An 18,797-nucleotide genomic window follows, 5' to 3' on the forward strand; every position below is an offset into this window, starting at 1 on the left:
TTGTTCTTTATGGTCTGGTTCGGCCGAACCAGGCCGGTTAACTAGCCGAAGGTCGAGCCATTCCAGCCCCAGTACTCGGCCGGGCAGTTGCTTAACTCGATATAGACGCGATCCGACGGGATCTGTAGCGTATCGTTCAGCAACCGGCACAGTGAAGACGAGATGGCTTTGGCCTGCGCCGTCGTCAGGCCGATGCTCTTGCATTCAACATAAGCCACTGGCTGATTATTGCCTGCGAAAAGCATGGCTTTTCCACCTTCGACTTGCACCATGACATAGCGTTCCGGCTTGCCGGTTTGTTGCGCCATCAATTTTGACAGTTGATCCAGCAATTGCGGCGATTGTTCATCAGGGATGGATTCGGTGGTGCTTAGTTTTAAATAAGGCATGGCTTTATCTCCGAATAAGGATGCGTTTTGAATCGGGTTAAAGTTTATCGTAAAAAGTTGATTAGTGAAGATGATTCACAATCCGCCTGGTTTTTGTGTCTGATAAATGAGATGCTCTCTTGTACGCTAGCGATAGGCAAAACGATGACCATTAAATCTCTTTTATATACGGGTTTTATTACGATGACTTTAATTACTGCCAGCCATTCCAGTGCATCCGAGAAAAAACTGGCCCTATGCCCAAACAGTCCGAACTGCGTTTCGAGCCAGGCCGCGGATGAGGAGCATTTTATCGCCCCGTTTAAAATTATCGGCAAGGCGGAAGATGCCTGGACGGCAATGAAGCAGGCGCTTGTCAGTCAAAACCGCACTGTTATTACCGAAGAAACGGAGGATGCGCTGCACGCGCAGGCGACCAGTCTGGTTTTTCGTTTTGTTGATGATATCGACGCCATACTCGATGCCAAGGCCGGGCTGATTCATGTTCGTTCCGCATCACGCGTCGGTTACAGCGATCTGGGCGTCAACCGCAGGCGTATGGAGGCTCTGCGGCTTGCGTTGCGGAATGTCGGAGTTATTGAGTGAGTTCCGGAATTGTCCCTTCAGGTTTTCAGCATCTCTTGCTTTATTAGCGCCTGCTTCAATGCCGAAACCAGATCAGGGTATTGAAACTCGAAGCCTTGCGCCAGCAGTCGCTCGGGTATGATGCGCTGGCTGCCTAATACCAGTTCCGACATTTCGCCGAGCAAGGTTTTTAACAGCCGGGCCGGAACCGGAAGCAGGGCGGGGCGGTTCAGGCAGTATGCCAGCGTTTGCGTAAACTCGCGATTGGTGACCGGGTTGGGAGCGGTTGCATTATAAGCTCCCTGCATGGAATGATCGCTGATCATGGCCTGGGCAATCGCGATCCAGTCCTCGCGATGTATCCAGGACATCCATTGCCGACCGCTGCCCAGGCGGCCGCCCAGCCCTAAGCGGAAAGGCAGCAGCATGCGCTTCAGCAAACCGCCGTCTCCGGCTATGACCAGACCGGTTCTGATCAGACAGACTCTGACCCCGAACTGTTCGGCTTTTTGGGCTGCCTGTTCCCAATCGGCGCAAAGCTGGTGCGAGAAGTCCGGGCGCGGCGCCGATTGTTCGGTTAAGACGGCATCGCCTTGATCGCCATAGTAACCGACCGCCGAACCGCTGATCAGCAGATCCGGTTTGGCTGCCATGCGTTCGATGCTGTCAACGAGCTGTTCGGTCAGGTTGATGCGGCTGTCCCGGATCAGTTTTTTTCTGGCTGCGGTCCAGCGAGCGTCAAAAATGGGTTCGCCAGCCAGATTGATGATGACTTGGTAGGCGTCTTCGGCTTTAAGCAGTTTAAGATCTCCCAGTGCGTTTACACCGGGACCGCAGATTGCGGCGACTTTGTCGGGGTTGCGGCTTAAAACGGTGACAATATAACCCAGTCGGCTCAGGTGTTGCGCCAATGCATGGCCGATAAAGCCGGTTCCGCCTGTGATCAATACATTCATGGTCCTGCCCTCATTGTGTTTTTTCTAATAGAGCCGATACTGCCGGATAAGTTGTCTATTCTTTTTTTGGAATAATTGCTTCTTCAGAAGGTTATGAGCTGAGGATTTTTTATCTTAAACAAGAGTCAAATTTACTAAGTAGCATTGAGCGTCCGCTTAATTGGTTCGTCTTGTTTGTTATGTTCTTGACTTTAAAGAACTTTAAACGATCCTCCTCGGTAAACCCTCCTTGGCGGTCTAAGAGGAGGGTCTTTTTTTACTTGATGAATGACGAAGCAAATGAGTAAAGATATGACATCAAAAGTATTTCAAGGCTTAAAATTTCTTCTTATTGCGAACTTTTTCTTTCCGTTATTGGGTTAGTGATAGGCAGTCTATCGTCAGCATCAGGCAGTGATGCAATTTTTGAATTTAATCCGGAGCTTTATATAATCCCTTGCTCAATAACCTGCGCAATTATGATGATATGTCTGGTTTTTCTGAAATAGGCGTATGCATTACTGTTTTTTATAAAAGATTTCAAGCGATCATTTTGACCGGTTTTTTCCTGATTTTAATCACGGGTCATTGAAATTTTACAGGCAGATAAATGAGGTGCCGATTGATCCGAATTACCCTCTGTTTTTACTGTATATTGGTATATCGCATATTCTGTTTGTCATGCTGGCGAATATAGAAAAACTTTTGTAAACCAGTAGCGCGAGATATCGAAGTAACAGTTCGGGCGCTATCATTGAGCGCCATTGGCGGGCTTGAGATTATCCATCCTGGGTTATTCGGATATTTGTATGAATCATCTGAAAACAAAGACACGCATCCGGCAAAATGCACAACGTGTTTTAGGGCTGTTTTATCTGTTGGCGCTGACGGCATGTGCCGAGTCTGCTTTGTTTGCAGTAAATTCACTGGCCCGGACCGATAACTTTGTTGCTATTGAAGATATTGCTTATGGCGAACATTCGCTGAACCGTCTCGATATTTATCTGCCCGGCCAGGGTCAGGCTTTGCATGCCACGGTTGTCTTTTTTTACGGCGGTTGCTGGGGCGGATGTGAGACCAAAGACAAGGAGTATTATCTGTTTGTCGCCCAGGCTTTAACATCACACGGTTATGCGATCGTCATACCGGATTACCGCCGTTATCCGGAAGTCAGATTCGATCAGATCATCAATGATGCCAGGCGGTCTGTCGAATGGGTCAAGGCGCATGGCGCTGAATACGGAGCGGATTCCGGAAATATTTTCCTGATGGGGCATTCGGCCGGCGCGCATCTGGCGGCCATGCTGACGCTTAATGAGGACTATTTGCGGCCTGAAACCTATCAGGGTATAAAAGGATTTATCGGTCTGGCGGGCCCTTACGACTTTTTACCCCTTACAGAAGCCTATCAAAAAGAGATTTTTGGACCCGAAGAGAAATATCCGGCCTCCCAGCCAGTCAACTTCGTTCAAGGTACTGAGCCTCCCTTGCTTTTGCTGTACGGCAACAATGATGAAACAGTAAAGCCAATCAACATCAAAAGCCTGAGCCACAAAGTCAGGGATGCGGCAGGTTGCGTGGAAACGCGGCTATATGATGATCTTGATCATATTGATCTGTTGGCGGCGCTGGCATTGCCGCTACAGGATAGCAAGCCGGTTTTATCCGATATTATTGCATTTCTGGATTATTACACCCAGTGGCAAACATCCTGTAAGGCGTTATTAACCAGAATGCATTAAATCTCTTGTTAATCTAATCAAACTATAATTCCTGATAGGAGTCAGCCGATATTAAGCCGATATCGATATTGTTTTTTTATCTGATCTCATATTTATCAGCCAAGCTGTATTTTAAAGAACTCTGAGTCAAGCTATGCTTAAATCTTCCCGACATGATAGAATTTAAGCATTTATTAATCGGGACAGGATTTTTCTTCCTCTTCACTGATTTTTCAATCAGACTCTTTTTCGCCGTTCAGCATGCGTTAAGCCTGAAATTGAAAAAGTGATGTTATATTTGTTTTTGCGTTTGAGAAAATTATCAAAATGAAATTGCGTATATTATTTGCCTTGTCGATTGCATTATCAGTCGTCGGCGGCAAAGCCAATGCCACGACCTACAACTGGCCGGAAAATCCCAATGATACTGTCATCACCGAATACCCTGACGGTGTGCCTTTAGCCCGGGCGGAGCAAGAGGAAACCTTGCTGGATATGGCTAGAAGGTTTAATTTGGGACAAATGGAAATAGTACGTCTGAATCCGGACGTTGATCGCTGGCATGTGAAAAGGGATGAAATTATTCGCATCTCCAACAGACGTGTTCTGCCGGATTCGCCGCACAAGGGCATTACACTGAATATCTCAGAGTATCGTATGTACTATTATCCGCCAGAGGTGTCCGGTATGCCCCGGCAGGTGATGTCGTTCGCGCATGGCGTCGGCCGGCAGGACTGGAAGACGCCTCTGGGTGAGACGAAAGTTGCTCGCAAAGTTAAAGACCCTGTCTGGCATCCGCCTGAATCAATCAGGCGCGAACATGCGGCCAACGGCGATCCTCTGCCGGCAGCCGTGCCGGCTGGCCCGCATAACCCCTTGGGAGCCTATGCGCTGTATCTGGCACTGCCTGGTGAATATCGCATACACGGCACCGATATCGATAAAATCTTCGGCATAGGCATGCAGATCACGCATGGTTGCGTGCGTATGTATCCTGAAGATATAGAGCAGCTATACGGTATGGTGCCGGTGGGAACGCCCGTTTATATCGTCAAACAGCCTATCAAGGTGGGATGGCTGGATAATAAGCTCTACATAGAGGCACACCCTGATTTAGAAGGCGAGGAAATGACACGGGATCAGCGTTTTGAACTAGCGCTGAGTCTTATCCAGAAAGCCAATGATGGCGAAATACCCGAGTTTGACCAGCAAACGTTGAACGAAGCCCTCACTAAACTGGACGGCGATCCGATAGCAATCTACGAAAGATTGCCGCCTTTGCCCGGGGAAGAGGTTACAACCGCGCAGCAAGAGTCGGCTCAAACGCCCGCCAACAATCCGACTTTGACAAAATATTACCGCGGCCCTCAAAAACCGCCTGCATACTAACCATTATTTACAAATCATGGCTATTCGGGGCGGCAGCGTAACGCACCGAATAGCCTGTTTCTAAAGTTGTCATTCAATGCCGTATGCGATTCCTGGTCCGATATTGATGTTCATTTCTTTCCCGCTTAATACATAAGCTTATGTTCGGCAGAGTCGAGCAACCTGACATTGCGTGTAAATAGTATTCTTCAGGGTTAAAACGCGTGGTATTGACAAAATAAACAGCCATACATCTACTTCTTGTTCTTATGACGAGTGTCGACATTATTACAACCAAAATGACCATTCAGATTTTAAGGGCAATGTTTATTGCAATGATACTTTTTGTATAATCTGCAATAGATTGACTTAGTGTTTTTTAAAACGCCATTTCACCTCTGTCATCTGGTAAAGTCTCAGGCAATTTTTTATTTCTAAAGCCAGGATGGGCATTTGCAGCTCATTCTGAAAATCAGGATAAATAAAGTTCACGACTTTTATAAAGAAATCGCTATCATATCGCTCTAGCGGGAAGTGAGCGTAAGCTTGTTTATTAAATTATTTATTCTTATGAGGATTTCATGAAGCAATTGCTGTTTTGGGTTTGGTTTTCCGTGTTGTTAATGAGTGGTCAGACAATGGCTGCAGATCAGTCGACAGCTACAGAAAAACCGGCAGTTGCAGACAAGCCAATAGCTGCCGACAAGCCGGCCGCTACAGAAAAGCCGGTATCTACTGACAAGCCGGCAACTACCGATAAGCCGGTTGCTACAAGTCCAGATCAGCCGGCGGCAGCCGATAAGCCGGCAACAGCAGAAAAGCCGATAGCCGAGCTTCAGCATAAGGAGAATACGCCTGTTCCCCCATCCAACGAAAGAATGCAGTGTGCTGCTTTCAGCCCTTATGTCGGTGATCTTAATCCCGATCACGGCGCCCATCCATCCAGGGAGCTGATCAATGAACTGCTCGACAAACTGGTCAAGGAAACACGCTTTCGTTGCATCATGACCTACGGCGTCATGAACGGGCTGGAATATGTCTTTGCGGCAGCCGAAGCCCGTAATCTCAAAGTAATCGCCATTATCTGGCTGGATGATGACGTAGCTGTCAATACGCAATCGATTAACAGCGGTATAGAAGTCGCACGGGCTTTCCCGCAAACGATCTTAAAGCTGAGCTGCGGCTCCGAAGTCAGGACACGGCACGGCAATGCCTTCGATGGCGAGATCACGCGTTGTATTGACAGTCTGCGTAAAGCGGGCGTGACTCAGCCCATCACAACGATAGATACCTGGTGGGAATGGTGCAACCGCTCATGGCCTTGCAAGCAATCCAGTTTCGGCAAAAGCGTGGACTGGATAGGGACCAATATTTTTCCTTGGTGGGAAAATAAACATTCAAAAATTTTCCCCTGCGTACCCGCCAAAAAAGCGGCGGACTTTCATATTGCGCGGCTCAAGGACCTGCGGAAAACCTATCCCAAGAAAGACGTGATTCTGACCGAATTCGGCTGGCCTAATGGACCGGCGGGCGGCACGGAATACAACGTTCATACCAAACAGCATTGCGGCGTAGCCGGCCGGAAAAATCAAATGAAAGTCGTCAACCAGACGTTTAAAAAATTGGCCCAAAAGAACTGGTCCGGCGTCGTGTTCGAGGCCTTTTCGGAAAACTGGAAACCCAGCAATGAGGGCAGCTTCGGCAGTTACTGGGGACTTTGCGAAGGAAAACCGCCGTATACTTGCGCCAGGGGATTAAACAGTAAATAACCGAGTAAACGGCTGAGCTTGGGGGCTCAGCCGTTTTAAGCCATGGCAGCTGATGATCGGGGGGGGGGCTGTTTTTCTGAAAAACGGCAAACAATCTCGGCTGAATAGCAAGAAATGGCTTGGTAATAATATCTTAATAAAATTAATAATAGAGGAGCATCCCATGCGTTTCCATAAAGTGAAGATTGTTGCTATCGGCTTGTTGCTGTTGGATGGACAAGCTGTCCAAGCCGCAACGGACACCACTACCTTTCAAGTCACCGCGACGGTAAATGATGCCTGTACTGTTTCCGCGACGGACCTGGCCTTTGGCGTCTATGACCCTTCGGCGGCGGACGATGAAGACACCAGCACGATCACGGTTACCTGCACCAAGTCTACTGACTATGACATAGGATTGAATGAGGGAACGGCCTCGGGGGCTACCGTGACAACACGGCAAATGATCGATACAGTCTCAACCGATCTGCTCAATTACAGCCTTTTCAGCGATACCAATCGCACGGTTAACTGGGGCAATACGGTCGGTACGGACACAGTTGCCGTGGGAAGCGCTACCGGCGCCGCTGAAAATCATACCGTCTACGGTAGAATCCCCACCGGTCAGTATGTGACGGCGGGAAGCTATAGCGATACGATCACCGTCACCGTTACTTACTGATAGCGATGCGCAGCAGGGATGCCGGCTTGCCGGCAAAGGCATGCGCGCGCCTGATTCTGGCGGTGCTGTGCTCACTGGTCTGTTCAATGGCCCAGGCCGGCTCTTATGGCATTAATCCGGTCAAGCTGACCTTTTCCGCGCAAAATTCCACGCAGGTCATGACGGTGCGCAACGACGGCGCGCAAGCCGCGGTCTTGCAAGTGGAACTAGCCGCATGGTCGCAAGCGGATGGCCAGGATGTTTACACGCCGACGCGGGAATTGCTGGCGACCCCGCCTGTCTTCACCCTGCCGGCCGGGGCATCGCAAATTATCCGGGTCGGATTGCGCCGGGCGCCCGACGCGGAACGCGAACTTGCCTACCGGATGTTTCTCCAGGAGGTGCCGCCTCCCGCGAAACCCGGCGGTGTTGATTTGCAAGTGGCGTTACGCATCAGTGTGCCAATATTTGTCGCGCCTGCCCGCCCCGCCAAGCCGATTCTGCGCTGGCAGGCCGTGCGAACTGCCGAGCACTCGCTCAAAATCGGGGTAACGAATACCGGCAACGGACATGATCACCTTTCCGCTTATAAAATCTATCGGGCAGGCAGCGATGAGCCCTTTCTGTCTCAGCAGCTTTTTGCTTATCTGCTTCCTGGCGAAACGCGCTATTGGTTACTTACCACCGATGTGATGCCCAATTCCGGAGAATCACTGCGCGTTTTGGCCAATACGGACAGCGGCGCGGTTCAGGCGGATATAGTTGTTGATAAACCCTAGCTCTGTCTAGAGCGGATGAATTTTTTTTTTTGCCTGCTGCTTTTAATACAATCGGCTATTGCCGAAGCAGTTCCGACAAGCGATGAGCCGGCTCCTGCCAGGTATCCAGCTATGCAGGAGTTGCTGCTGGCGGTCTACATCAATCAAGAGAATCTGAACGAAACCGCGCTGCTGCTTAAAATGGAGGATGCCCTGCTGGCGAGCGGCGAAGACATACAGCATTGGCGCTTGCGACTGCCGCCGAAATCAACACTATCCTATCAGGGGCAAGAATATTATGACTTGCGGACATTTACCGGCATTTCCTACCGGATAGACGAGGCCAGGCAAGCCTTATTGATTGAAGCTGAACCCGATGCTTTTTCGGCCACCCAGGTCAACGGCGCCGCTTTGGAACTTTCCATGCCCGATCCGTCTTCTCTCGGCGGTTTTTTCAATTACGACATTTTTGCGCAATCCTTCGAGCAGCAATCCTTTCGGTTGGACAGCCTGATGGAGTTGGGATTATTTAACGGCTGGGGCGTGGGAGTCAGTAATTTTTTAGCCCGGGATATTAGCGATGAAGCCCGGCTGATACGTCTGGATTCCACCTGGACGATCGATAAGCCCGACCAACTCGCGAGTTTCAGGATCGGTGATTCAATCAGTAGTGCAGGTGCCTGGGGGCGTCCGGTGCGGTTCGCAGGCCTGCAGTGGGCGACAAATTTTCAGACTCAGCCCAGGTTTATCACTTTCCCGATGCCCAGCATGGCAGGGGAAGCGGTGCTGCCTTCCGTTGTTGACGTCTACGTCGATAATAACCTGTTACTGAATCGCGAGGTGCAGCCGGGGCCTTTTACCGTCAACAATATCCCCACCATTACCGGTTTACGCGAGATGCGCATGGTGGTTCGCGATATGCTGGGTCGCGAACAAATTATCAGCCAGCCTTATTACGCCAGCCCCGGCTTGTTACAGAAGGACTTACAGGAATTTTCCTACGAAATCGGCCCGATCCGCAAAAACTACGGGCTGAAAAGTAACGATTACGGGCGCTGGTTCGCCGTGGGCACCCATCGCCTGGGTTTCAGCGATTACTTTACCGGCGAGTGGCATGCCGAAATTCTACAGGGTCAGCAAAATATGGGACTCGGCGGTATTTACTTGTCGCCGTCCATAGGCGTTTTCGACGCTTCTATAGCGGGCAGTCATAGTCAGAAGGGATCAGGCGCCTTGCTGGCTGTGGGTTTTCAGCGGCAGACTTCAAGATTAAGCTTCGGCGGGCAGGCGCAGGTCGCCAGCAGCCGATTTACCCAGCTTGGTCTGGCCCAAGATCGCCCGGCGCCCAAACTTTTAAGTTCATTGCACCTGGGTATTTCGACTGGCGGGTACGGGAGCTTTAGCGTCAATCATATCTATCAGCAATACCGTGATCAGGGTAACATCAACCTGATCAACGCAAACTATAATTTTACAGTCGGCGAGGGATGGTTTTTAAACCTTTCCGCATTCACCAGTCTGAGCGATGATGCTGACAAAGGCGTCGCGCTGGTGCTTAATCATACGCTCGGAGAGCGAACCAGTGCCAGCCTCACGGCGGGGCTGCAAAATGATTCCGCTACCACGTTCATGCAGGTACAGCAAAATTTACCGCCGGGCAGTGGGATGGGCTACCGGGTACTGGCGGGATATGACGGGTCGGAGCGTATCGAAGCCGGCATTGCCCTGCAAAACGATATCGGAACTTATAATCTGGATGCCTACCGGTTTCAGGGGCGAAACAATTTTCGCGGGAGCGCCAGCGGCGGCTTGGCGATCATGGGCGGAGACGCCTTTCTTTCCCGGCGCATAAACAGCAGTTTCGCTGTCGTACACATACCGGACTATGCCAATGTGCGCGTTTACGCGGAGAATCAGCTCGTGGCGACGACCAATGCGTCGGGTAACGCGCTGGTGCCCATGCTCCGGCCCTATCAGGAAAACCATATCCGGATCGAACAGGCGGATCTGCCTTTGGATGCCCAGATCGATACCTTGACGATCAATGCCCAGCCTTATTTCCGAAGCGGCTTTCTGCTGAATTTTCCGATCCGGCGGTCGCGGGGCGCCACGATGACCATTGTCCTGGACAACGGCCAGCCGCTGCCGGCCGGCGCCATCGTGCAGATCATCGGTCAGCCTGAGGAGTTTCCGGTGGCCCTGAAAGGCAATGTCTATATCACCGGACTTGCATCGGACAATCATTTGCGCGTACTCTGGCATGATCAAAGCTGCCAGCTCGAAGTCTCTTTTCCCGAAACCGAAGAACCGCTGCCCGATCTGGGCACTTTTACCTGTCATGGAGTCTCGCCATGAAGAAATATCGCAATTATTCGCTTAAAAAGCACCGTCAAGACAATCCGCGAACTGGATCAACCGATTTGTTCTTCGGCTTGACAGCCGCCCTGCTGGGCATTGTCTTGTCATTGACGTCAACGCCGGCGGCGGCGCTCGGACTTAGTTGCAATGTTTCCGCGACAGGGGTTGCCTTCGGCAATTATAATCCTACCAATGGCGCGCCGACCGATGCGACCGGAAATGTGCATGTTTTCTGTACCGTGCTTCTAGTCAGCGTGGGGGCACAAACTAACATCAGTCTCAACAAAGGAGGGAGCGGTTCGTTCGTTCCCCGAAAAATGTCCAGCGGAGCCAATCAGCTAAATTACAATCTATACAAGGAGGCCAGCCACATCACGGTCTGGGGGGACGGAACCGGCGGTACGGGTATCTTTACGGATAACACAACGATTGCGGTGCTTGGCACTTCCATTGACCATACCATTTATGGCCGCATCCCGGCGGGCCAGTATGTGGCGGCGGGCAGTTATGCCGATACCATTACGGTAACGGTGGAGTTTCATGAAGGGTTGTGACAGGGTCTTTGCTAAATTCAGAGAAGATTATTTCATTTTAACTCTGAATCGGAGCAATCTTAATAAAATAAGGTCCAATTTTTTGACATTGTTGATTATTTCATATTGCGCAATTAATGGGGCCTTATCATGCCATCTACAGCCGAATTGAAAGCCAAACTGGCCGCCGCTCTGGAAGCCAAGGGCCCGAATTACCAACCCCGCACGCATCATCTGGAAAACGGCAAGCCAATTTATACGAACCGGCTGATTTTTGAAGATTCCCCTTACCTGCTGCAGCATGCCCACAACCCGGTGGATTGGTTTCCATGGGGCGATGAGGCGTTTGCAATAGCTCGTCTGGAAAACAAACCGGTTTTTCTTTCAATAGGTTATGCTACCTGCCATTGGTGTCATGTCATGGAGGAGGAAAGTTTTGAAAGCCTGTATATCGCCAAAATCCTCAATGACAACTTCATCTCCATCAAGGTAGACAGGGAGCAGTATCCCGACATAGATCAGATTTATATGACGGCAGTCACGATGATGACAGGTCATGGCGGCTGGCCGATGTCGTCATTTTTAACGCACCAGGGCAAACCCTTTTTCGGCGGCACTTATTATCCGGCGGAAACATTTGCCGATTTACTGTTGCAGATCATAAAAGTCTGGATCAGTCAGCAGCGGACGCTGATCGATCAGGCCGAGCAACTGGCCGATGCCGTGAATCGTGTTACGGCCACCCAGCGCCAGCTCAGCAAACTGGACGTTTCGTCCATGCGGGCGGCGGTCGATCAATTGCTGGAACACTACGATGCCAAGGACGGCGGCTTCAGTCCGGCGCCGAAATTTCCCAGCGAACCGGCTTTGTTGATGCTGCTTCAGGCCTATGAGCGCAATCCTGAACCGGCGCTGTTTTCCGCTTTGAATCACACGCTGTCGGCAATGGCGCAAGGCGGTATCTATGATCAGATTGGCGGCGGCTTTCACCGTTACGCCACCGATAAACACTGGCTGGTGCCGCATTTTGAAAAGATGCTCTACAATCAGGCCTATCTGGCCCGAGTCTATGCGCATGCTTATAATCTAACCGGCAATCCGATTTATGCGCGGATCGTCAAACAGACGCTCGACTATGTGCTGCGTGAGATAACGACTCCGGAAGGCGTCTTTTATTCCGCGACCGATGCCGATAGTGAAGGTCATGAGGGTACGTTTTTTATCTGGACGATAGATGAAGTTAAAACCGTGCTGTCGCCTGATGATGCCGCGTTTATTATAAAAACCTTCGGCCTGACGCCGAAGGGCAATTTTGAGGGCAAGAATATTTTTCATCTGCCGCGCCCGTTGGATGAAGTCGCCAAGGAAGAAGGCATCAGCCTTGAACAATTGTTTAACAGGCTCGATCCGATGCTGGAAACACTCAGACGCTACCGCGTGCAGCGCATCCCGCCGCTGACCGACAATAAAATCATTGTCGCCTGGAATGCCATGCTGATTACAGCGCTGGCCGAGGCTGGCGACAGGTTGGCTGAACCGCGCTATATCGATGCCGCCAAGCGCGCTGCCGGCACGCTCTGGAAAAAGCAACGCCCCAAGGACGGCGTGTTGTGGCGCGTCAGTCTCGATAACAAGTCATCGATTTCCGCCCGCCAGGATGACTATGCGCATCTCAGCGAAGCGTTGCTGGCGCTCTATGACATCAGCGGCGATCCGTTGTATCTGCAACAAGCCCAGGCGCTTGTCGATGAAATGCTGGAGAAGTTCCTGGACAGCGTTTCCGGCGCACTGGTCATGGGGCGGGAACGGTTATTATTCCATCATCCCAAAGACAGCTATGACGGTGCATTGCCTTCCGGCAATGCCGTTGCCGTGCGAGTGCTTTCAAGGCTGGCCAGGCGTACTGGAGAGACGGCCTATGCTGACCATGCGGCAAGGATTGTTCAGGCTTTTGCCGATGGTATCAACCGGCAGCCTTCGGCTTATGCTTATCTGTTGGCGCAATTCGATGAAATGCAAAATGGCGAGACCGGACCTCGTCAATATGCCGCGCGCGGCGCAGTTAAAATCGAAGCAAAACGCATAAAGCAACTGCACAAAAATCTTGTGACAGTCGATCTGGAGATCAAGGAAGGTTGGCATATCAATGCCCATGAGCCGTTACAGCAAACGCTGGTAGCCACGGAACTGGGCTTGGCGGACGGTTCAGCATGGACTGTCGATGCGGTGACTTACCCCGAGCCAGTTTTAAGGACACTGCCATTCGACAAAAATCCATTGGCGCTTTATGAAGGGCGGGTGCACATGCGAGCCGAGTTGTCCCGTCATGACGAAGAAATCCACGAGCCCGTTAAGCTGAACCTGCAATTTCAGGCTTGCGATCAGGAAGCATGCCAAGCTCCCGAAACTGTGATCTTAACGGTATATTAACAGCGCTTCAATATCATCAAGCATGGTTCTGTAGTCGAGATAATTGACGGTTATGGACGAAATTCTACTGTTCTGTCCCAGTACCAGTGACGGATAGGAACAGACGCCAAGGCTCCTTGCCGTTTTGATCTCCTGTTGCAATTGCCTGTCAATTTCATGACTGCGATAGTCAAGTTCGAATTGCTCTTTGTCTAAGCCCGACTGAATGGCGCATTCGAACAGTGTGGCATCAAGCGCCGGGTTTCGGGCGCGTTGATAATAAGCCTCCTGAATGCAGCTCAAAAGTTTGTCTTCAAGTTCAGCGCTCTGCTTTCTAGCCGCCAATAATGACCGGCAAGCCGGATAGGTCGAACGGATGGGCGTGTTGTCGCTCCAGAATGCAAAATTGAATTTGACGCCCGGAATCGTTTGCTCGATGCGATGCCACGCCTGTTGAATGCTTTGTTGCAGGGCAGGGGGCATGGGCTCTGTGGTGTCAGGGGCCAGCCCGCCCAGCAATCTCTTAAAATGAATTTCCGGCGGCAATGCCTGCTTCAGTTCTGCAAGACTGGTCCTGAAAGCGTAACACCAGCTGCACAGCGGATCGTGTATATAGTATAAAATTGCGTTCATTTCCATTATCCATGACAGTTAAGAAACATGCCGGCCGATTTAAACAAAATCTGTAACATTGCCGATCTTGAAGCCAGTCAGTGCCGGCAATTTAATTATACCGATGCGTCGGGAGCCCTGGTTGAGGCGATGCTGGTAAAAACGGCCGGTACGGTCAAAGCCTATCAAAATGCCTGTCCCCATTGGGAAGTGGAGATGAACTGGAAGCCGGATGAGTTTCTGAGTCCCGAGCAGACTCATATCATCTGCGCCGTTCATGGCGCCTTGTTTAGACTCGATGACGGCTTGTGTGTTTTCGGGCCATGCGTCAGACAGAAATTAAAACCGATTCCTGTGCAGGTTTTGGACGGGGCTGTTTATTTACCGCCACAGGCGCGTCAATTGCCGATAGTTTAACAGCGGATTTCTTAACACTACAGTTGTAGATTATCTTGCCGCCTACGCCGCCGGTAGTGGCAAGAACGGGCCACGGGGGTCGCCGTATACAGCATCGCCGGTGAGCCAGGCCAACGGCACCTGCGCGGCGATGGTTCGCTCGTTCATTCCTCTTCAATGCATAGAAACCACAGGCATTGGACTGCGCGGACGGAATGAATATCCTTCAAATTACAACTGTAGTACTAGGTAATCATACTGATTTATCGCGCTCTTACAGCAGGAAATAATACTAGAGTAATCTTTATGTTCATTCAGCGGTCGTGAGGCAATGATTAAAATCAAAAAAGGCCTGGACCTGCCTATCAAAGGCGGACCCGAACAGATTATTAAAACCAAATCCTTTCCGAAAACCATTGCGATGCTCGGCTTTGATTACATCGGGTTAAAACCGCAGATGGCGGTCAAGGAATTCGACCCTGTCATTAAAGGCCAGCTATTGTTCACCGACAAAAGAATGCCGGTGGTACGTTATACCTCACCCGGGACAGGTTATATAAAGGCAATCAACCGCGGCGAAAAACGCGTCTTGCTGTCAGTCATAATTGAGCTGACGGAAAGTGAGGAAGAAGTCTGCTTCGAGTCGTATGCCGAGAATCAGCTTGGCTTACTAAGCCGCGGTCGGATCATTGATCAATTGCTGAATTCCGGACTATGGACGGCATTGCGCGCACGGCCGTTCAATAAAACGGCAAATCCTGAAACAATACCTCAATCTCTCTTTATCACTGCCATGGATACCAATCCGCTGGCACCGGCTATTGAGCCTCTTTTAGCTGGTCATGAGCAGGACTTCATCAACGGTACGCGCATTCTGGCCCGATTAACCGAGGGAAAGGTCTTCCTCTGCAAATACCCGAAAACTTTAATGCCGGAGATGGACATTGAGAATCTGGTTGTCGCCGAGTTTTCAGGCCCGCACCCGGCCGGCAATGTCGGCACGCATATCCATTTTCTTGATCCCGTCCATCTTGGCAAGATGGTCTGGCATATTGGCCTTCAGGATGTGATCGCGGTCGGCAGACTGTTTACTACCGGCCGGTTATATGTGGATCGCATCGTTTCCATGGCTGGCCCGTCCGTCCATAAGCCATGTCTGATCAGGACCCGGATCGGTGCCTGCCTCGATGATCACTGTCGAGGCGAATTGATTGGGGATGATAATCGCATCATTTCCGGCTCGGTGTTATCCGGCCACAAGGCCGAGGGAGCCATGGCATTTCTGGGTCGCTATCATCAGCAGATTTCGGTGTTGCCGGAAAACCGGAAACGCGAGTTTTTAGGCTGGTTGAATCCTGGCCTCATGCTTTATTCGATCAAAAACGTCGTGCTATCCAAATTTATTCCCGGCAGGACCTTCAATTTCACGACCTCGACACACGGGGACGTTAGGGCCATTATTCCCAACGGTAATTATGAGCGCGTCATGCCGCTCGATGTGATGCCGCTTTTTTTACTGCGCGCGTTGGCTGTCGCCGATATTGAAGAAGCGGAGAGCCTTGGCTGCCTGGAATTGGCCGAAGAAGATCTGGCTTTATGTTCTTTTGTATGTCCGTCTAAACTGGATTTCGCGCCACTGCTACGCCGGAACCTGGACATGATCGAGGAAGAAAGTTTAGGGAGCGGAATTGCATGAGTGAAGAGCCTGGAAAATTCGCCGCACTTTTCGTCAAAGGCGGAAAATGGCAGAAATTAGGCCCGCTGTATGAAGCGATAGATACCTTTTTATATACGCCAGGCACCGTTACACGTGGCGCCCCGCATGTGCGTGATGCCATGGACATGAAGCGCATGATGATTACAGTCGTCGTCGCACTGATACCGACAGTTATCATGGCTCTCTACAATACCGGTTTGCAAATCAATCTGGCGCTGCAACAGCAAAGCGCCGAATATGCCCCAGGCTGGCGCGGTGCCTTGCTGACCCTCATGGGCATCGGTAGCGATCCGGCTAGCGTGCTCGATAACATGCTGCTGGGTGCGCTGTATTTCTTGCCGGTCTATATCATCACTGTACTAACAGGCGGCTTCTGGGAAGTGCTGTTCGCCAGCGTCAGGCAACAAACCATCAGCGAGGGCTTTCTGGTCACCAGTCTTATTTTCGCACTGATTCTGCCGCCAGCCATACCGTGGTGGCAGGTCATGATGGGCATATCGTTCGGCGTAGTCATCGGCAAGGAAATCTTCGGCGGTGTCGGCATGAACATACTCAATCCGGCCCTGGTCGGCCGCTGTTTTTTGTTCTTCTCCTATCCTAGGCAAATGTCCGGCAATAAGGTCTGGGTGCCGGTCGACGGCTATAGCCGGGCCACGCCTTTGGCGGAACTGCCCGATCCTGAACTGGATCTGTCTGTTTCCTGGCAGGATGCCTTTTATGGCTTCATACCCGGTTCCATGGGCGAAACATCGACATTGGCGTGCCTGATCGGTGCGCTCATCCTTATCATCAGCCGAGTCGGTTCGTGGCGCATCATGGCCGGCGTCGTGCTGGGCATGGCTGGTTTATCTCTGCTGTTCAACTATGCCGGCAGCCTATCGAATCCGATGTTTCAGGTCACGCCGCAATGGCATCTGGTGCTGGGCGGATTTGCCTTCGGCGCGGTTTACGTGGCTACTGATCCGGTATCGGCTGCGCATTCCCTGCCCGGCCAGTTCGTTTACGGCGTGCTGATCGGTGCCTTGACGGTACTGGTCAGAGTCATCAATCCGGGCTTTCCGGAAGGCATCATGCTGGCTATCTTATTCGGCAACGTGTTTGCGCCGACTATAGACAGGCTGTTCGTTAGCCGGCATATCCGAAGACGACAGCGGAGGCAATCCGTCAATGCAGAAAGATAGCGTCAAGCATGCTGTCCAGGTCGTATTGGGCGTAAGCCTGATCTGTTCTTTATTTGTATCCGCTGCCGCGATATTGCTGCATGCCACGCAGACACACAACCAGCGCCAGGACAGAATCAGAAATATTCTGAGCGTTGCGGATCTGTATGAGGAAGGCGCCGATCTTGATGCAATCTATGAACAAAAAATCGAGCCGTTGATGATAGATTTGCACTCGGGAGAGGTTGTCGATCAGGCAAAAGTCGACGAAACACTTAACATTGAGACCTTTGATATTGAAGCGCTTGCTTTTGATCCAGATTATGGCGAATCCATTCCGCCGCAATACGATCAGGCCAAGATAAAGCAGCGCCCTAAATACATGGTGGTCTATCTGGTCAAAAACGGCCAGCAGCTGCAAAAACTGGTTCTGCCTATTTACGGCAAGGGACTGTGGTCTACCCTGTACGGTTTCATAGCGTTGGATAAGGATTTGCGTACGATTACCGGTATCACGTTTTATGAGCACAAGGAAACGCCGGGGCTGGGAGGCGAAATCGACAATCCGCAATGGAAAGGTAGCTGGGAAGGCAAGCAGGCGTTTGACGATCGGGGTCAGGTGATTGTCGAAGTGACGCGCGGTGAAGTCGAGCCGGAGTCAAGCGATGCCGACCATCAAATCTCGGGCCTTTCCGGCGCCACGATCACCAGTCGCGGTGTCAGCAATCTGGTCAGATACTGGCTGGGCAAGCACGGTTATGGGCCGTTTCTGAATAATCTGGAACAAGGGCGGATACCGGAAGATTTCGCCCTGATTCGCGGACCGGAGTAGCTCATGCTGGACCATTATCTGAGCCTTTTTCTGACCGCGATTTTTGTTGAAAATCTGGCTTTGGCTTTTTTTCTCGGTATGTGTACGTTTCTTGCCGTCTCTAAACGGATGGCGACGGCCGTTGGCCTCGGCATTGCCGTCATTGTTGTGCAGTCGATCACCGTGCCGGTCAATAACCTGATTTATCAGCATGTCCTCAAGGAAAATGCCTTGGCCTGGTTGGGTCTGCGTGGTGTTGACCTGACTTTTCTGGGGCTTTTGACCTATATCGGCGTTATTGCCGCCATCGTGCAGATTCTGGAGATGTTTCTGGACAAATATGTCCCGAGACTCTACATCGCACTCGGTATTTTCCTGCCTCTGATCACGGTCAATTGCGCCATTCTAGGCGGCAGCCTGTTCATGGTGGAGCGAAATTACAATTTTATGGAGAGTGTGGTGTTCGGCCTTGGTTCCGGTACTGGCTGGGCGCTGGCCATCATCGGCCTGGCCGGTATTCGTGAAAGAATGAAATACAGCAACGTGCCCGAAGGTCTCAAAGGGCTCGGCATCACTTTTATTACGGCTGGCCTGATGGCGATGGCCTTCATGCTGTTTTCAGGCATCGAGCTCTAGCATGACGACAAACTGTTTAGC

Annotated in this window: 17 protein-coding genes; 14 read left to right on the forward strand and 3 right to left on the reverse strand. The window is 51.1% G+C overall.

Going from position 1 to position 18,797, the window contains the following annotated elements:
* Positions 1–41: 41 nt before the first annotated feature.
* Positions 42–389 carry a phenylpyruvate tautomerase MIF-related protein gene (locus METLU_RS0106830; RefSeq protein WP_027157565.1) on the reverse strand — a complete coding sequence of 116 codons (348 nt, stop codon included), beginning with the start codon at positions 387–389 and terminating at the stop codon, positions 42–44.
* A 183-nt stretch (positions 390–572) separates the two neighbouring features.
* Here METLU_RS0106830 and METLU_RS0106835 point away from each other — a divergent pair, with 183 nt between their 5' ends.
* Entirely contained in the window at positions 573–974 is a 402-nt protein-coding gene (locus METLU_RS0106835) for a DUF1499 domain-containing protein (RefSeq protein ID WP_051300231.1), read from the forward strand.
* Positions 975–991: 17 nt separating this feature from the next.
* Here the strand turns inward: METLU_RS0106835 and METLU_RS0106840 are convergent, their stop codons facing one another.
* Positions 992–1,909, reverse strand: coding sequence for a TIGR01777 family oxidoreductase (locus METLU_RS0106840; protein WP_027157567.1), 918 nt, complete (start codon positions 1,907–1,909; stop codon positions 992–994).
* 788 nt (positions 1,910–2,697) lie between these two features.
* Here METLU_RS0106840 and METLU_RS24735 point away from each other — a divergent pair.
* The 8 genes from METLU_RS24735 (at position 2,698) to METLU_RS24745 (ending at position 13,465) form a co-directional block, all read left to right on the forward strand.
* The gene (locus tag METLU_RS24735) at positions 2,698–3,630 is read left to right on the forward strand and encodes an alpha/beta hydrolase (protein WP_051299808.1); all 933 of its coding nucleotides are present in this window, start codon (positions 2,698–2,700) and stop codon (positions 3,628–3,630) included.
* A 306-nt stretch (positions 3,631–3,936) separates the two neighbouring features.
* Positions 3,937–4,998 carry a L,D-transpeptidase family protein gene (locus tag METLU_RS0106865; protein ID WP_027157568.1) on the forward strand — a complete coding sequence of 354 codons (1,062 nt, stop codon included), beginning with the start codon at positions 3,937–3,939 and terminating at the stop codon, positions 4,996–4,998.
* Between the two features lie 617 nt (positions 4,999–5,615).
* Complete coding sequence (locus METLU_RS24740; RefSeq protein WP_231383564.1) at positions 5,616–6,746, forward strand: glycoside hydrolase family 17 protein; 1,131 nt, start codon at positions 5,616–5,618, stop codon at positions 6,744–6,746.
* Positions 6,747–6,909: 163 nt separating this feature from the next.
* Complete coding sequence (locus METLU_RS0106875; protein ID WP_027157569.1) at positions 6,910–7,407, forward strand: Csu type fimbrial protein; 498 nt, start codon at positions 6,910–6,912, stop codon at positions 7,405–7,407.
* A 5-nt stretch (positions 7,408–7,412) separates the two neighbouring features.
* Complete coding sequence (locus METLU_RS0106880; RefSeq protein WP_051299809.1) at positions 7,413–8,165, forward strand: fimbrial biogenesis chaperone; 753 nt, start codon at positions 7,413–7,415, stop codon at positions 8,163–8,165.
* A gap of 111 nt (positions 8,166–8,276) precedes the next feature.
* A complete protein-coding gene (locus METLU_RS0106885; protein ID WP_196806514.1) occupies positions 8,277–10,499 on the forward strand; it encodes a fimbria/pilus outer membrane usher protein in 2,223 nt (740 codons plus the stop codon).
* Entirely contained in the window at positions 10,496–11,056 is a 561-nt protein-coding gene (locus tag METLU_RS0106890; RefSeq protein ID WP_051299811.1) for a Csu type fimbrial protein, read from the forward strand. Before METLU_RS0106885 ends, METLU_RS0106890 begins: the two co-directional genes overlap by 4 nt.
* Positions 11,057–11,185: 129 nt before the next feature.
* Complete coding sequence (locus METLU_RS24745; RefSeq protein WP_051299812.1) at positions 11,186–13,465, forward strand: thioredoxin domain-containing protein; 2,280 nt, start codon at positions 11,186–11,188, stop codon at positions 13,463–13,465.
* On the opposite strand, the gene METLU_RS0106900 is transcribed toward METLU_RS24745, so the two are convergent.
* A complete protein-coding gene (locus tag METLU_RS0106900; protein ID WP_155920479.1) occupies positions 13,451–14,077 on the reverse strand; it encodes a DsbA family protein in 627 nt (208 codons plus the stop codon). The two genes, METLU_RS24745 and METLU_RS0106900, sit on opposite strands and share 15 nt — an antisense overlap.
* Before the next feature lie 27 nt (positions 14,078–14,104).
* On the opposite strand from METLU_RS0106900, the gene METLU_RS0106905 reads away from it, so the two are divergent.
* From METLU_RS0106905 to nqrE, 5 genes are all read left to right on the forward strand, one after another.
* On the forward strand, positions 14,105–14,473 hold the full coding sequence (locus tag METLU_RS0106905) for a Rieske (2Fe-2S) protein (RefSeq protein WP_027157574.1): 369 nt from the start codon (positions 14,105–14,107) through the stop codon (positions 14,471–14,473).
* Between the two features lie 310 nt (positions 14,474–14,783).
* Positions 14,784–16,148: a Na(+)-translocating NADH-quinone reductase subunit A gene (locus tag METLU_RS0106915; RefSeq protein ID WP_027157575.1), complete on the forward strand. Its 1,365-nt coding sequence runs from the start codon at positions 14,784–14,786 to the stop codon at positions 16,146–16,148.
* Positions 16,145–17,350: an NADH:ubiquinone reductase (Na(+)-transporting) subunit B gene (locus METLU_RS0106920; protein WP_027157576.1), complete on the forward strand. Its 1,206-nt coding sequence runs from the start codon at positions 16,145–16,147 to the stop codon at positions 17,348–17,350. Before METLU_RS0106915 ends, METLU_RS0106920 begins: the two co-directional genes overlap by 4 nt.
* A complete protein-coding gene (locus METLU_RS24750; protein WP_036242918.1) occupies positions 17,337–18,161 on the forward strand; it encodes a Na(+)-translocating NADH-quinone reductase subunit C in 825 nt (274 codons plus the stop codon). Before METLU_RS0106920 ends, METLU_RS24750 begins: the two co-directional genes overlap by 14 nt.
* A 3-nt stretch (positions 18,162–18,164) precedes the next feature.
* Positions 18,165–18,776: an NADH:ubiquinone reductase (Na(+)-transporting) subunit E gene (nqrE, locus tag METLU_RS0106930; protein WP_155920480.1), complete on the forward strand. Its 612-nt coding sequence runs from the start codon at positions 18,165–18,167 to the stop codon at positions 18,774–18,776.
* Positions 18,777–18,797 lie beyond the last annotated feature (21 nt).

The sequence above is a fragment of the Methylobacter luteus IMV-B-3098 genome (genome assembly GCF_000427625.1).
Taxonomy (GTDB): Bacteria; Pseudomonadota; Gammaproteobacteria; order Methylococcales; family Methylomonadaceae; genus Methylobacter; species Methylobacter luteus.

Coding starts and splice junctions, on each gene's coding strand:
- METLU_RS0106875 (WP_027157569.1), top strand. CDS start 6,910: ATGCGTTTCCATAAAGTGAAGATTGTTGCTATCGGCTTGTTGCTGTTG.
- METLU_RS0106880 (WP_051299809.1), top strand. CDS start 7,413: ATGCGCAGCAGGGATGCCGGCTTGCCGGCAAAGGCATGCGCGCGCCTG.
- METLU_RS0106865 (WP_027157568.1), top strand. CDS start 3,937: ATGAAATTGCGTATATTATTTGCCTTGTCGATTGCATTATCAGTCGTC.
- nqrE (WP_155920480.1), top strand. CDS start 18,165: ATGCTGGACCATTATCTGAGCCTTTTTCTGACCGCGATTTTTGTTGAA.
- METLU_RS0106890 (WP_051299811.1), top strand. CDS start 10,496: ATGAAGAAATATCGCAATTATTCGCTTAAAAAGCACCGTCAAGACAAT.
- METLU_RS24745 (WP_051299812.1), top strand. CDS start 11,186: ATGCCATCTACAGCCGAATTGAAAGCCAAACTGGCCGCCGCTCTGGAA.
- METLU_RS0106840 (WP_027157567.1), bottom strand. CDS start 1,909: ATGAATGTATTGATCACAGGCGGAACCGGCTTTATCGGCCATGCATTG.
- METLU_RS0106885 (WP_196806514.1), top strand. CDS start 8,277: ATGCAGGAGTTGCTGCTGGCGGTCTACATCAATCAAGAGAATCTGAAC.
- METLU_RS24735 (WP_051299808.1), top strand. CDS start 2,698: ATGAATCATCTGAAAACAAAGACACGCATCCGGCAAAATGCACAACGT.
- METLU_RS0106835 (WP_051300231.1), top strand. CDS start 573: ATGACTTTAATTACTGCCAGCCATTCCAGTGCATCCGAGAAAAAACTG.
- METLU_RS24740 (WP_231383564.1), top strand. CDS start 5,616: ATGGCTGCAGATCAGTCGACAGCTACAGAAAAACCGGCAGTTGCAGAC.
- METLU_RS0106900 (WP_155920479.1), bottom strand. CDS start 14,077: ATGAACGCAATTTTATACTATATACACGATCCGCTGTGCAGCTGGTGT.
- METLU_RS0106920 (WP_027157576.1), top strand. CDS start 16,145: ATGAGTGAAGAGCCTGGAAAATTCGCCGCACTTTTCGTCAAAGGCGGA.
- METLU_RS0106830 (WP_027157565.1), bottom strand. CDS start 389: ATGCCTTATTTAAAACTAAGCACCACCGAATCCATCCCTGATGAACAA.
- METLU_RS0106905 (WP_027157574.1), top strand. CDS start 14,105: ATGCCGGCCGATTTAAACAAAATCTGTAACATTGCCGATCTTGAAGCC.
- METLU_RS0106915 (WP_027157575.1), top strand. CDS start 14,784: ATGATTAAAATCAAAAAAGGCCTGGACCTGCCTATCAAAGGCGGACCC.
- METLU_RS24750 (WP_036242918.1), top strand. CDS start 17,337: ATGCAGAAAGATAGCGTCAAGCATGCTGTCCAGGTCGTATTGGGCGTA.